This window comes from Nitrospira sp. (assembly GCA_016788885.1).
Classification (GTDB): domain Bacteria; phylum Nitrospirota; class Nitrospiria; order Nitrospirales; family Nitrospiraceae; genus Nitrospira_A.
In genome coordinates, this window is record JAEURX010000057.1 from 1 (window position 1) to 14,129 (window position 14,129).

The 14,129-nt window shown below is 59.2% G+C and carries 15 protein-coding genes; 7 read left to right on the top strand and 8 right to left on the bottom strand.

What is annotated here, in order from left to right; all coding sequences use genetic code 11:
* Positions 1 to 435: 435 nt before the first annotated feature.
* The 8 genes from JNL86_15935 to JNL86_15970 all read right to left on the bottom strand — a co-directional run bounded on the left by JNL86_15935 (position 436) and on the right by JNL86_15970 (position 6,470).
* Positions 436 to 636, bottom strand: coding sequence for a hypothetical protein (locus tag JNL86_15935; protein ID MBL8044398.1), 201 nt, complete (start codon positions 634 to 636; stop codon positions 436 to 438).
* 535 nt (positions 637 to 1,171) lie between these two features.
* The gene (locus JNL86_15940) at positions 1,172 to 2,284 is read right to left on the bottom strand and encodes a DUF2914 domain-containing protein (GenBank protein ID MBL8044399.1); all 1,113 of its coding nucleotides are present in this window, start codon (positions 2,282 to 2,284) and stop codon (positions 1,172 to 1,174) included.
* Positions 2,285 to 2,387: 103 nt separating this feature from the next.
* Positions 2,388 to 2,834, bottom strand: coding sequence for a hypothetical protein (locus JNL86_15945; GenBank protein ID MBL8044400.1), 447 nt, complete (start codon positions 2,832 to 2,834; stop codon positions 2,388 to 2,390).
* Between the two features lie 73 nt (positions 2,835 to 2,907).
* Positions 2,908 to 3,969: a hypothetical protein gene (locus JNL86_15950; protein ID MBL8044401.1), complete on the bottom strand. Its 1,062-nt coding sequence runs from the start codon at positions 3,967 to 3,969 to the stop codon at positions 2,908 to 2,910.
* 45 nt (positions 3,970 to 4,014) lie between these two features.
* Positions 4,015 to 4,665 carry a hypothetical protein gene (locus JNL86_15955; GenBank protein MBL8044402.1) on the bottom strand — a complete coding sequence of 217 codons (651 nt, stop codon included), beginning with the start codon at positions 4,663 to 4,665 and terminating at the stop codon, positions 4,015 to 4,017.
* A gap of 152 nt (positions 4,666 to 4,817) precedes the next feature.
* Complete coding sequence (locus JNL86_15960) at positions 4,818 to 5,447, bottom strand: hypothetical protein (GenBank protein MBL8044403.1); 630 nt, start codon at positions 5,445 to 5,447, stop codon at positions 4,818 to 4,820.
* A gap of 167 nt (positions 5,448 to 5,614) precedes the next feature.
* Positions 5,615 to 5,989 carry a hypothetical protein gene (locus JNL86_15965; protein ID MBL8044404.1) on the bottom strand — a complete coding sequence of 125 codons (375 nt, stop codon included), beginning with the start codon at positions 5,987 to 5,989 and terminating at the stop codon, positions 5,615 to 5,617.
* Positions 5,990 to 6,134: 145 nt separating this feature from the next.
* On the bottom strand, positions 6,135 to 6,470 hold the full coding sequence (locus tag JNL86_15970) for a hypothetical protein (protein MBL8044405.1): 336 nt from the start codon (positions 6,468 to 6,470) through the stop codon (positions 6,135 to 6,137).
* Positions 6,471 to 6,971: 501 nt separating this feature from the next.
* On the opposite strand from JNL86_15970, the gene JNL86_15975 reads away from it, so the two are divergent.
* The 7 genes from JNL86_15975 (at position 6,972) to JNL86_16005 (ending at position 13,486) form a co-directional block, all read left to right on the top strand.
* Positions 6,972 to 7,862 (top strand): polyprenyl synthetase family protein, encoded by an 891-nt coding sequence (locus tag JNL86_15975; GenBank protein ID MBL8044406.1) that lies wholly within the window; start codon positions 6,972 to 6,974, stop codon positions 7,860 to 7,862.
* Between the two features lie 108 nt (positions 7,863 to 7,970).
* Positions 7,971 to 8,954: an NAD-dependent epimerase/dehydratase family protein gene (locus JNL86_15980; GenBank protein ID MBL8044407.1), complete on the top strand. Its 984-nt coding sequence runs from the start codon at positions 7,971 to 7,973 to the stop codon at positions 8,952 to 8,954.
* Between the two features lie 137 nt (positions 8,955 to 9,091).
* Positions 9,092 to 9,895 carry a carotenoid biosynthesis protein gene (locus tag JNL86_15985; protein MBL8044408.1) on the top strand — a complete coding sequence of 268 codons (804 nt, stop codon included), beginning with the start codon at positions 9,092 to 9,094 and terminating at the stop codon, positions 9,893 to 9,895.
* Positions 9,896 to 10,001: 106 nt separating this feature from the next.
* Entirely contained in the window at positions 10,002 to 10,619 is a 618-nt protein-coding gene (locus tag JNL86_15990; protein MBL8044409.1) for a c-type cytochrome, read from the top strand.
* A gap of 24 nt (positions 10,620 to 10,643) precedes the next feature.
* A complete protein-coding gene (locus tag JNL86_15995) occupies positions 10,644 to 10,964 on the top strand; it encodes a hypothetical protein (GenBank protein MBL8044410.1) in 321 nt (106 codons plus the stop codon).
* 6 nt (positions 10,965 to 10,970) lie between these two features.
* Positions 10,971 to 11,429 carry a phage holin family protein gene (locus JNL86_16000; protein ID MBL8044411.1) on the top strand — a complete coding sequence of 153 codons (459 nt, stop codon included), beginning with the start codon at positions 10,971 to 10,973 and terminating at the stop codon, positions 11,427 to 11,429.
* A 227-nt stretch (positions 11,430 to 11,656) separates the two neighbouring features.
* On the top strand, positions 11,657 to 13,486 hold the full coding sequence (locus tag JNL86_16005; GenBank protein MBL8044412.1) for a GAF domain-containing protein: 1,830 nt from the start codon (positions 11,657 to 11,659) through the stop codon (positions 13,484 to 13,486).
* The last annotated feature ends 643 nt before the right edge of the window (positions 13,487 to 14,129 follow it).

The window sequence follows — 14,129 nt, forward strand, 5'->3', positions numbered from 1 at the left end:
AGCCAATGAAGGCCAGACGGTTTCGGCTCATCGGCCAACGCCGGATGAGGCCACAGGCACAACGCCCAAATAACCACCGCCATGAGTTTCAGCCAATTCCTTCCCATCACCATATCGCTTCTCCTCTTCTGATCGCATAGAGTCCACCAGAAACCTTAGGAGGACCGGAATCAGGTTGAGGTCAAGTCCCGATCAATTTGTCGTATTCTCCGTGTGTCCCAATCCAGAACCAGTTGATGCCATCTGGAATATCGAACCCAAGTGCCCGATAGTGATCGCCAACTCTTGCTGACCAGAGCGTTCCTCTGCGCTTGAGATGAAGTGACGGATGGCGGGGATTCGACTGAAGCAGTTGGAAGTTCTTGTCGGCGAGGGAGCGGATATCCTCTGGAAGCGACTGATACGCAATCTAGAATCGTGAGGTCGCAGTGTGCTTCAAAGAGGACGAGTCTTCCCTTGCTCGTACTCGGCACGGCCCTCAGCCAACAGGCTATTCAGTTTCCCTGCCTTCAGATCAGAGGCGATCTGCTCATCCCACACGCGAGCATCGAACTCAAAAAACCACGCCCGGAACTGAGCCAGATCCTTGGGGGAAAGATTCAAGACCGTCTTCTCAAGCTGCTCTATCTCACTCATGGCATATTCTTCCTCACTTCTACTGCTAAATCTTACACCAAGTCGTGACGGTTGTCCTTTGTTTCCTGATGAGTCACGAGAACGACGAGATCCTCATTGCAAGGCTAGCGGACCCTACAAACACGATTGGAGTGATGCGATCTTTCTCAAAACAACATTGGAAACTAGGCATAACCTTTCACTATTACTTCACTTTGCGAAGAACGCGAATCCCAAGGCAGAAGAACACCAGAGCCACGCCTACCAAGAGAACCACAAGACTTGAGCGATGACCGGTTGCCTACAACGGACGTTGTCATGAAAGACCGTGTACCGACAATCGCACACGATGCAGTTCAGACTGGCGGACGAGTACATCCATTACAAACTCCAAATCGCCCCCAGGAAGCATAGCGACGACAACCCGAGCCAGATGATTCCAGTCTCTTTCACAATCCATTCCTAACAGGCAACGTAAGCACTTCGAATAATAATGACCACGTATACGAGATGCGCTGCTGAGGGAATTCGAGTCGCTTCAAACGTTTCACCCTAGTTAGTACACCACCGTCGTCAAAGACAGCGGCCCGACCGCCGTCTTGTTTAATACCTTGACCGCTACCCGGCCGATGACACGCCCGTCTTCCGCTTCCACATCGACCCGCCAATCGCCCGGATCGAGGCCCTCTTTGAACGTGTAGGCGCGGTAGCCGCCCTCTCGCCCACCGGAAATCTTGAGCGGAATGCGATCAGCGTCTGTGAAGGGCTGACCGGCATCGGGCCGGTAATACCAATGATGATAAATCGTGGTCTTCAGCGCCACGGGCGCAAACACCGCCGTGAAACAATAGACAGGATCGTCGGCCGGGATCACATTGTCCGACACCTTCCACACTTCGTACCATGATTTCTCAAAACTCAATTCGTACCGGTCCCCCGAGCGTTTCACTTCGTGATACATGCCGCCATGCTTCAAGGAGAGCGGCACCGGAGGAATCCAGTTCAGGAAATAGAATCCGACCAGCAGCGCAATCAGGCCAAGAGCCGGCGCAGCCGCCCACATCGCCTCGCGCCTCGTTCGATCGGCGTTGTTCCAATAGATCAACTGCACGACCCGCAGGACGACCAGCACCGTCACCGCAGCTCCGGTCAGAAAGATCACCGCATTCATCCAGCCGGTCATGACCGGAAAGAAGAAGGTAAAGAACGCGAAACAGACGAGGGCGTAGAGGCTCACCAGCAACTGAACATTCGTTAACCGGCTGCGGAGGAATTCATTCGCCACGAGAAACGCCACAAGAATACAGAAAAACACCGCCGTTCCTGCGAAGGTCGCGCTTCTGGAATAAAAGATCGCGTAGGCGCTGAAGAGACCGCCCAGCAGGAACTGAATGGCCATCGGGGCATAGGGCTTGGCCTGCACCACCCATTTCATGAAGAACGGCGCATCAGGCGGAAGATCGTCAAGCGTGGCTTCCTGAGTTCCCAAACGGCCGGTCAGGACGATCAGAAAGCCCAACAGCGTCAGATAGGCTAGCAGCAACAAGTTGTCGCGTAGCCGGTCGATGCGGGTCAGCACCAGCGTGTCATACGTCACCCCGCTGAAGAAAAACAGCGGCGGCAGGTAGGGCTTACCCAAGACCGACTGGAAACGCTGCAATGAGACCATGCGCTAGATTTCAGGAGACGCAGGCGATTGTCAAACGAAGAGCGAAATTAGTAGTGGGTCCGTTGAATAACAGAGGGCAGACGTCTGCGCTTTTGAGTCGACCCTATCGTGCAGCGGTGTTGAGGCCCAGTCGGGTGTCGAGGGCATCGAAGAAATCGACGTAGAGGATCGGCCGGTGCTCGATGGGAATCGCCACGAGATTCGGCCTGAAGGCTTCTGACGAGACATTCATGGCCCATGCCGGCGTGACGCGCGCAGAGGACTCGGTGACTGGCTCGACCTGCACCGTGAGCTGATAGCCGACGGTGCCGCCGGCAAGCGCGGCGCTATGGCCGACGCCGCTCGGCTGACTTTTGAGGAGGCCTTTGGCCGGATCGACCGTCGCGAGCGCCATCGTATAATCGATCATCTGAGCCTTGACGGCGTCAAAGACGACGGGCTGGCTCAGATCATAGACCCGCGAGCGGTAGTGCGCTTCTTCTTGTGGCGAGAGGATCGTGCAGCCGGTAAGGAGCAGTGCCATTAAGCCAATGAGTAGTGAGTGCATCATGATCTCGTTCGTCCTCCATAAAGAAACCCGTGTACCTCTGTTTTCATTTCTAAACTGAGACACTACCAAGGAATTACATAAACGGAGGGAGCGGCGCATACACCACCGGCATGCCCAACAATCGCTCCAACCATCCGGCCATGTGTTCCTCGGGCAGAGGAGCGCGGTTGAGCCGGACCTCGAGTTGAAACCCTCCGGCCGTGCCCACAATCCCGATAATGGCCGAGGCATCCTCTCCCTCGGGCATCAATTCCTGAGTCTGGAACTCACAAAGAGTACTGTAGAGACGGCCCTGTGGCTCGATGGTTGCCAACACTTCCGGCAACTCACCCAGCGCGCAATGTACGGAGCAGCGGTAGACCGGCCGGGCGCCTAGTTGCACGGCGGCAAAGGCCTCGAGCGCCTGGTCGGAAAATCCTGTGAGGTAGGCACGCACCGAGGCCGCTTGCGGCGCAAACGTCGCAGCCAATCGGCTGGCCGGCACCAGAAACTCATAGGCATCCAGGGAGTTGTATTCGAACTGGCAGGGCCCGAAGGCATCCGGCCAGGAACAGAAAAACGGGGTCGCCGGATCCGACGGGGTCAGGACCAGGTTGTCTTTGTCGACCGAGGTTTCCACCGGAAGATCCAGCGTGGCAATGGCATCGAGAAAGATGGCCCGCCGCTCGTCGATCCAGTCGGTCCGCCGGGCATCCTCACGCGTCTCCCCTGGCGTCACCACCTCTTGGGTCTGGAGACGCACGCGAATGAAGGCGTGGTTGTGCCGGAACCCCAACCAGAACATGGAGACGGGATGATGGAATCGGAGGCCCGGTTTGGTACGCCAGGGATGGCTGACCGAGCAATAGGTGCCGACGTCCTGATAGCGCTGATAGACGGTGTGGTACCCGCCCGCCAGGAGAAAAAAGTCGCCCTTCCAGGCCTCGCGAATGTGCACCAGCGTCACATCTTCCGTGGCCCAATGATCGAGCAGGTCGATAGCCTCGGGAGACTCGACCGCCCAATCCTCCACGTAGCAAATGACATCTTTGGCAGGATGCGCCGGTTTCAGCCCGAGGGCGGCCAGACGTTCCCCGACCGCCAGCACTTCTTGAAAGGTCAGCCGGCCGGGGGTTTCCCATCGCCGTTCACGCACGACGTGCCTCCGCAGGCTGCGCGCGGCTCTGGAACCGGGGATACCTCACTTGACGGACTTCAGCGCGCGGCCCTCGATTTTGGTATCGGCAATGAACCGCTCGATGCCGTCCTGCAAGAGGCCGGACATGAGGGTTTCGACATCTTCGCTGGTAAACCAGAACACCAGTTTGGTCTGTTCGCCCTGAATGTTCCGCTGTGTGGTGCTGTCGTCTGCGGCGTTCTTCACCTTGACGACCAGTCGGCTTTCGCCTGTCAATTTGGTATTGAATACACGGCTCTTGGCATTTGCCGAAAAATTCACAATTTCTCCGCCGATCACAATATCCGCGCCTGACACCCCGACGCCCGACTGCACGACGCGGGCATCCCAACCCCGGCGATTCCACCCGCGCCACCGCAAGGCTTCGGCCAAGGCTTCGGCGACCGTCACGCCGGGTGATCCGCCGCTGACGTTGAAATTGGTCACGCCGCCGCCCAGGTGGGTACGTTGCCCGATCTTCGACCGGTCCCCGCGCAAATCTTCGAACGGTTCAATCACGATTTTCAAGGGCTCGGGCTGCCCGCTCTGCACGAACGGTTGTTGCGGTTGCACATTGACTGATACCATCTCTCCGGTTCCAGCACAGCCCCAGAGCACCGCCAAGCCCACCGCCAGACACCATTGACCCGCGATTCGACATCCCTGTGCAATCACACATGCCTCCCTGTCAGTATGTGGCCGTACCAAAACGCGCCCAGTCTACCCAAGTCGCAGCCGGATAACAAACGGGAAGGCGCCCATTTTTACAGGAAAATGGCAGATAGCCGAGGGCGGCTCCCTGGTCGAAGTCCGGACTGGCCGATGGCTCAGGGTGTCAGGAGGGGAAGGAGGCTCCTGAAGGTCTCCCGCCCGAGTTCCGCAAGGCGCCCGTCACGCAAGGCGGAGGAGTCCAGCGGCACGAACCGGGCTATTTTGAACCAGGCTCGTCCGGAGAGCACAGCGGCCAATTGGGCCTTCCGGTCATGGGTAATCGGCAGCGTGTAACCTTCGCCTCGCTTCCATTCCCACAGCGTGGGCACCAAGGACAGTTCCAGCCCATGACCGGCCAGCTGGTGAAAGCGGTCGACGAAGTTCTTTTTACACTGCTTCACCTGCCCACCCTCGACGATCATCGCAAATACCAGGTGATGGCCCCACCAACACAGGGTTCGAAACGTGAACTTGTCGTCGCCCAGAAAATGTTTCGGATAGTCCAGATACTGATAGGGGCACTGTTCGAGGTGTTCGCCCTTCACGGACTGCGATTTGGCCGGATCAAACCCGGGCGGAAGCAACAACGTCGTTCGCGCCAAGTCTTCCTCCAGCCCGGTCCGGAGCTCGGCAAGCAAATCGCGCACCTTGAGGATGATCCGTTCCTTGGAGCGAAACAGTTCTCCATCCGCAACCAACGCGAGTTCGGCGGGTGTCAGAGACCGTTCATGCAAAGAGAGAGACATGCCGGCTCATCGATTGAGGGACCATGACGTTGATTGGATTCAGCGGATGCTCAACCGGATCGTCCAGCAAGGCCGCAGACGACGACAAGACCGGAGGCGTACCCTCTGGGTACCTTGAGGATCTTGTCGAGGCGAGAACGCAGCTGGCGGACCGTTTCAGCATCCGGCTAAGATTTCTGGTGGGACTCAAACGCCGAAACCTGCAGATCGAACATGCGTCGGCACTCGCCGCAACGCAACCCGACCGTGTCGCGGATCACATCCAACTCCCGAATCGTTACCGACACCGGATGCGCACGGAGACAGCTTTCCAGCGATTCTCTCGCGGTCGGCATCACCTTGGGAGTCTCCAGTTCACCGCCGAGCGGCACAGCCGCCACCCGCCCCACCACCTCGCCGACCGTCATGAGATGCATCATGCGGCAAGAGGTGCAGGCGACCACGAGACGCCCCTGCTCATCGATACGCTTCAGGGAGAGACACAACGGATGGACGGCAAAACACTGCTGGACGAATGCACCGCTTTGAAACCGCTGTGCCATAGTCACCTATTGAAGAAGCAGGAGATGCGAGGTGTCGGATGTTTCTTCAAAACATGATCGACAAGATATTCAAAAGGACTGCCCAACAAGGCCGCAGCGATGCAAAGAGGCGGGAACAACGCGGGCGGTCGTGTTCAACGTCCTGTCACAATTTGGCCAACGCCAGCATCATCAGCACACCGAGGGCATAGGGGATCATACAGGAATACAGCACGGCATTGAATGCCCGATCGGGGGTGCTCGACTGAATGGTGCGATCCTTGTAAATGAACTCGTAGGCGAGAATCAGTAACGTCAGGGTCAAGACAAACACGCGGCTGGTGCGGGGCCAGGTGTAATGGCCGCTCACAATGAAATTCGCCGTGAAAAATCCACTGGAGACGAACAGTAGCGGTGCCAGGACATACCGAAGCGTGTGGGAAAAGAAGACGTGCCAGGCCGGCCTGGTCGAGCGCTGCTGGGGATCCAGAAGGAGCGTCATGACCCGACGGGCGCGGGTTGGCTGGACGGGACGGCCTGCCTCGCCTGCTCCTCCGCAGTCCGACAGCTCTTACAGATCCGGGGGCGTTGCTTGAGGAAACTGACTTTCCCGCTCGCGAGGCAACTATAATGGACGAATTCATCACACACGGTACAGCGCGACCAGCCGCCACGGAACATCGTCTTATCGCGGTAGAGCCCTTGCTGACAGACCTTGCAGATCCGGGGCTCAATCCCCAGCAACATCGGCTCCCAGTCACCACCGGCTTTTCGGATACTCATGGGGGCGCAGTATAGCGGGAGGCTCGGTTCAAAAACAAGAAGGGGGAACGGGAGGGAGCCACCAGGCGGTCCCTCTCCTTGTATTAAACGAGGTCCTTCTGAGCGGCGTGTTCCGCGAGCACAGGAGACCGATGAGGCCCCACTCAATTGACACTCCTTCAACCCATTTGCTACTCTCCGCGCGGTTCGACACCATTCCTGATCGACGCCCTATCTACCCATGAACATTAAGGACTATCTCGAACACACCCGGCTGGCAGTGGACCGATTTCTGGATGAGGTCAGCCCTCCGGCTGCCACCCCGCCCACAACGCTCCACGAGAGCATGCGGTATAGCTTGATGGCAGGCGGTAAACGGGTCCGTCCGATCTTAACGATCGCGGCGGCCGAAGCGGTGGGAACGACGCCGCCCGGCTTGATGGCCGTCGCCTGTTCACTGGAGTTCATCCATACCTATTCCCTGATCCACGACGACTTGCCGTCGATGGACAACGACGACTTTCGCCGCGGCAAACCGACTAACCATAAGGTGTATGGCGAGGCGATGGCGATTTTGGCCGGCGACGCGCTGTTGACCATGGCCTTCGACCTGATCAGCCGGCCCGACCTGATGAAGGGCTGCGAACCCTCTCGACAGGTACGCATCATCCGGGAATTGGCCTACGGTTCCGGCAACATGGGCATGGTCGGCGGCCAGGTCTTCGACATTCAGGCCGAGAACCAGGATATCGACCTGCCCACGTTGCAAAACATTCATAAACACAAGACCGGCATGCTGATCCGGGCCGCTGTCCGCATGGGAGCCATTGCTGCGGGCGCCTCCGATCGGCAACTCGACGACCTCACCGGCTACGCCGAGGACATCGGGCTCGCCTTCCAAATCGCCGACGACGTGCTGAACGTGACGGGCACGCGCGAGGAATTGGGCAAGAATCCGAACACCGATGCGGAGCGTGGCAAGAAAACCTACCCCACATTTTATGGCGTCGACGGCGCACGTCAATTGGCGGAAGACTGCGTCACCCGCGCGATCGGCCGGCTGAATGCCTTCGGTGCCGCCGCCGATCCGCTTCGCGATATTGCGCGCTACATCACCTCGCGAAAGAACTGACCTGAGGCGTGAAACGTCAGACGTGAAACGCAATTTCTTCGATCACGCGATCATCTCCCGTCACCCACGTTTCACCCTTCACGTTGTGCACGTCACGGAAATTCAGGCATGAATGTGCTCGTCACCGGAGCAACCGGGTTTGTCGGCGGGGCCGTGGCGCGTGCGCTGGTCCACGCCGGTGCAAAAGTCCGCGTCCTCACGCGCACAGGCGCCGATCTGCAAAACCTGGCCGGGTTGCCGGTCGAACAGGTGCATGGAGACCTCCGCGACCGCGACTCCCTCCGCCAGGCCCTGCACGGCTGCCGGCAACTCTATCATGTGGCAGCCCATTACGCGCTCTGGGCCAAAGATCCCTCGATCTTCTACGACATCAATGTCACCGGCACGAGAAACATTCTTGAAGCGGCGCGCGAGGTCGGGGTGGAGCGCAGCGTCTATTGCAGTACGATCGGCGCGATCGGATTGCCGCCGGGCGGAGGACTAGGTACCGAGGAGACGCCGGTCTCGCTGGAACACATGGCGGGACATTACAAACGGTCCAAATATCTTGCCGAGCAGGAAGTGCTGAAACTGGCGCGCGAAGGCCTGCCGGTCGTCATCGTCAACCCGAGCGCACCAGTCGGGGCCGCGGACGTGAAGCCGACCCCCACCGGCCAGATCATCGTGGATTTCATGAAGGGCCGGATGCCCGCCTATATCGAAACGGGCATGAACCTGATCGATGTGGATGACGTGGCCCAAGGTCACCTCTTGGCCATGCAGAAGGGCCGCCAGGGCGAACGCTACATTCTCGGCAATACAAATCTTTTGTTGAATGAGGTCTTTCAGATCCTCAGTCGGCTTACGGGGGTGAAAGCGCCCTCCGTCAAGCTGCCGCGTCTGGCCATCCTGCCGCTAGCCTATGCGAATCACTGGATCTCGAACCTGACCGGCATCCCGCCACGTATTCCGCTCGAGGGGGTGAAGATGGCCAAGTACAAGATGCACTATGATTGTTCAAAAGCCATCCGCGAACTCGGCCTGCCCCAAACGCCGGTCGAGGTCGCGCTGGAAAAGGCGGTGCGGTGGTTTCGCGAGCACGGCTATGCTTAATCGGATGCTGAAAACGGCCTTCTGCTGCGTGCTCGGCGCGGCAAGATCCGTCACGTACCCCCAAAGGGTACGCCTCAGGTCTTACCGGCGCCCACGGCCTTGCTAGAAGACCTGTTCGAGCATCCTCAACGTACCCGATGGAACTCCTTCTTCTTTTTGCAAAGACCGTCCTCTTCCGCCCCTATGTCTTCGCCTTCCTAGGAGCCTTTCTGGTTTCAGCCATCGCCCTGATCGGCTGGCCGCGGACGTGGCGGTTCTGGCTCATCAGCTGGCTAACGGCCTTCGTTTGCGAATATTCTTCAACACGCAACGGTATTCCGTTCGGTTGGTACCATTACAATGGATCTACGGTCGGCCAGGAACTCTACATTTCGAATATTCCCTTCATGGATTCGATCTCGTTTTCGTTCCTCTTGTTCGCCAGCTATTGCCTCGCGCTCCTGTTGCTCCTGCCCGTACAAGCCGGGATCCGCCATTCAGGCCTGCTCGGCCTCTCCTTCGCACCCGCTGAGCGAACCTCCCGGCCGGTGTTCATCCTGACCGTGCTGTTCTTTGCGTTCATCGACATGGTGATCGATCCCGTGGCGCTTCGCGGCGACCGGTGGTTTCTCGGCAAGATCTATTACTATCCCGACCCCGGCGTGCACTACGGCGTACCCATGGCCAACTATGTCGGCTGGGCGGTGGTTGGATCGATTTCACTCCTGCTCTACTTTCCCCTCGACCGACGACTTGCCGATCCGCTCCCGCCGCATACACCTTCGACGACGCACAGACTCCTCCTGGGAACCGGCCTCTATTATGGCGTGCTGATCTTCAACCTGGCAGTCACCTTCTGGATCGGTGAATCGCTCCAGGGCACGACCGGGCTCCTGATGTACGTGCCGGTCACGGCCATCCTGCTGCTCCGCCTACTCACGCCTGCACCGGCAACACGCTGAGCACGCGCGGCCTTCACCTCAAACCGCCCGCTGCAATTGGCATTCATTCCAGTGAATCTGTATAGTGAAAGGACGGCCTGCGCGCCGCCTGTGAGGTTTGCCACGGATGAAAAAAATCTGCGTGCTGCTGATGCTTGGATTTCTGGCCGCCCTAGGACTTGCCGGGTGGTTCGGGTACCAATCGTATACGACAGGATTCAGTGCCAAGGCCGAACCGAACGAGTTGGAAGTCTTGATTGCCAGACAGGTCCGCCATTTGGCGATTCCCTATGAGAATCGGCGACTCCGCAATCCGCTGCCGCTGACCCAGGAGCTACTGAAGAACGCTCGCGCCCACTTTGCCGACCACTGCGCCTCCTGCCACGCGAACAATGGCAACGGGGACACCGTGATCGGGAAGAATGTGTACCCGAAGGCACCGGACCTCCGGCTCCCCGATACGCAGACAATGTCGGACGGCGAGCTGTTCTTCATCATTCAGAACGGCATTCGCTTCACCGCCATGCCCGGCTGGGGCACCGGCGATCCCGCGAAGGACAGCGGGAGCTGGGAGCTCGTGCATCTCATTCGTCACCTGCCCAGCATTACCGAGGAAGAGCTGCAGGAAATGGCGTCGCTGAATCCCAAGACGAAGAAAGAGTTACAAGAGGAATCGCTGATCGACCAGTTCCTGAGCGGAGACGATACCGCCGCATCCGGCGCGACCGGCGCACACCGCCACTAATGGACCAACGAAAGGACGCTCCCCGTGACATTGCTTCGACTGATGTTTGCCGCACTACTCTTTCTCAGCGCCCCAGCTTTCGTCGCCGCTCATGGCAGCGGCCAACATGTGCTTGGCGTCGTCGCGGCCATTGACGCCACACACATCGAGGTCAAAACGCCCAAAGGCCAGGTGGTGTCGGTTCGCCTCACCGACAAAACTCAGTACAAGGTCCGCAACCTTCGCCGGCCAAAAAGCCCGCCGCAAGTCGGCGACCGGGTAGTGGTCGAAGCGGAGAAGGGGGCCGACGGTCTGACGGCCACGGAAGTCCACTATTCCGATTCGCAGCCGAAGGCGGCCCAATAAGGCTCCATGCGCGTCGTTCAACTTTCACAGAGCCGAGACGGTGGACCGGGCGGCGATGGGCTTCGTCCACTGGTGACACGGGTGCTCATCATGGGCCTGGCCGTGTTCCTGGCTGTGACCATCGTGCCCGGCATCGAATCGGACACCCTCGGTGCCGGCGTGGCCGCCGTGTTGGTCCTCACGCTGCTGAATACCCTCATCCGGCCGCTGCTGTATCTCCTGGCGCTGCCGCTCATCGTGGTGTCGCTCGGGCTGTTTATGGTCGTCATCAATGCCCTCCTGCTGCAGGTGACGGCGGCTCTCGTGAAAGGATTTTCGGTGACGGGCTTCGGCGCATCCTTCTGGGGCGCCCTCGTCATCAGCCTGGTCAGCAGCCTCCTCAACATGCTGCTGGTCGTAGAGCACAGCCGCGTGGAGACGAGCCATCGTCCACATCGCCCCCCGACCATCATCAACCCCGACTAGCCGGCCGGGCAAGAAGGTCGGACGCGGGATGCGGCATTTCTTGAGTTACTCTGGTCCGACTGTTACAATGCGCCCCGACGCTCGATCTTCATCGCGGAGAGCGCACCACCTATAACCAGCACCATGCTTCGAATCTGCAGCGGGTCATCGCTCACGATCGGTGCGATGCGCATCGATCAACCATTGATCTCCCCCTGTCGATCCGCCGGCATCATGCATAGAGGTCGATGAGCCCCTCAGCCGAATCAGCCAAAGCCGCCGCCGAAACCCATCTTCAACGCACCTTGACCTCCGTGCTCAACGGATTGCCGGCCGACGCCGCCCTGGTCGCCATTTTCCACCAGGAGCAAGGACCGCTCAGCACGCAGGTCCATCGAGGGTTCACACCGCGTGACGTCCAATCCATCGCCCGCACACTCTCCTCGCAGAAGGTGCTGACCGCCATTCCGGCAGGGAGCGACCCTGAGGCCTCGCGCACCCTGCGTCTCCGTCTGATCACACCGGGCGCCAAATCCTTACTCGGGGTCCCGCTGCGCCACCGCAACCGCACCTACGGCTTCCTCGTCATTGGCCGGAAGGACAACGCGGTGTTTGCGAAAAAAGAGAAGACCATGCTGGAGCAAACCAGCGACGACATTACCAAAGCACTGGAACGGGACAACCTCTTTGATCTGAATGTCCTGCTCAGCCGCCCGCTCGTGGTCCAAGAACCGCAGCCGGTCGTGGCAGCCCCGGATGCGTACAACCAACCGACCTCGCATGCGACACCGGAGATTCAAAGCAAAATTGTCGCGTTCCTCAATGAGCTGAACCAAACCCTGGCGTTCGACCGCGCCTGGATCGGCGCCTACGACCCACTCGCCGGCAATGTCGAGGTGCTCGGTATCGCCGGAGAACAGAAGACCGATCCCAAAGATCAGAAAAAAGATTTGAAGGCCGGCCAGCGCCTGGCGCTCGATGCGTCCGCCGCTGGATGGGTGGTGCGCCATCGAAAACCCCGGGTCGACCATGACTTGGCCTCAACCCAAGGGCGATTCCTCGATCACAAGCATCTGTATAAGGACCGGTTCCTGTCGTCCTTGGTCCTGCCCTTTTTCCTGCGTGGCCAAGTCGGCGGCACCATCACGCTCGCCTCCAAGGAGGCCGATCGCTATGCTGCGACCGATGCCCGCCTCCTCGAGCCGATTCATCTGAAGTTGGTCGAATTGCTCCAGGCTGCGCCCACACCGGCAGCCGGCACCGTCAAGGCTGAAGGCGCACCCGATGCCGAGGCAGGCTCCGCTGCGCTGATTTCTGCTGAACCGGTGATTCGGAAGCAGGAACGGCAGGCCGCCATCGGAGAATTCAGCGCCTTTCTCGCCACCGAAATCCGCGAACCGCTGGGCTCAATTCGCGCACAACTGGAAGAAGTCACCGCAGAAGGCATTCTCGATTTCGACCCGCAGACGCGCGTCGAGAACGCCATGCGCGACCTCATTCGCATCGAGGCGATTCTCAATGAGATCCTCGACTTTGCCAAGCCATTGGACCTCAATCGCCGACTCTGCCGCGTCCCCGAAATGGTCGAAAATGCCCTCACCGTGGTTGCCACGGAACTGGAAGCCACCCGTATCCAAGTCATCAAGGAGTACCCGGGCATCCTCGCGCCGGTGCGCACCGATGAAGCCAAGATGCAACAGGTCTTCCTGAGCATCTTCAAAAATGCAATCGAGGCCATGACTCCGGGCGGCATGTTGACGATCACCATGAGTAACCAACGGGCCGGCAAACACCTGGAAGTTCAGATCTTGATCAAGAACAACGGAGCGCCGATCCCGCCTGAACATGTCGATAAAGTCTTCGAGCCGTTCTTTACGACAAAGCGCTCCGGCACCGGCCTCGGTCTCGCCACGGTCAAAAAGATCGTCGAGGAGCATCAGGGCAGTATCGGGATTTCCGGCACACCCGGCGAAGGAACGACCGTCACGATTCGCCTGCCCGGTGTCAGCCGGGGGCCTGCACACCGCTATCGAGGGCGCGGACGCCGTCCGCCGCGCCGCCCCACCGCCGCATCATAGGTCCTCTTCTGCTTCTGAGGATCCGGCGAGAGGATTGCCCTTCGAAACCAATCCTTTCGGTACATCCTTGTCCTGACATCAAGCCATGTCCTCAGTCTAGCCGACTGCGCCTCCGCCAAGCATGCCATCACACTCCACATTCCTAAGGACGGGCGACGGGAGCCTGCGACTGCGCGCATCCAACAAAAGCCTTCTCAGACCGCGCTTTTCCGAACCAATCGCCCACATACCTGCGGGTGGTTATCGAGGCCGTCCAACTGCGCGCATCGGCCGAGCACGCATCACTCATTGCCATCAAAGGGCGGGCGTGGTGCGGCTCCTCATGCGCGCGTCCAACGAGGGCCTTCCGAGGCCGCGCGTTGCGCGAGCAAAGGAGCCCCCCACGCCCGGCCGCTCCTCCCCCCTTTATTCTTGACACGGCTTCTTCGGGCAGCTAATATTCCGGCACTCTTAAGGCTTTTAACGTCTATATACTCGACCACCATACTTTCACATTCTTTCAAAGGAGTAGGGGTATGAAACTCGTGATCGGCAGCGTCGCGACCCTTGCAGGTGTATTGTTTCTGTGTTCGATGGCCTCCGCAAACCCGGCGCTGTTGCCGAAGCACGAAGGTTATCCGATGAAGAACGACGGCAGCCCGGT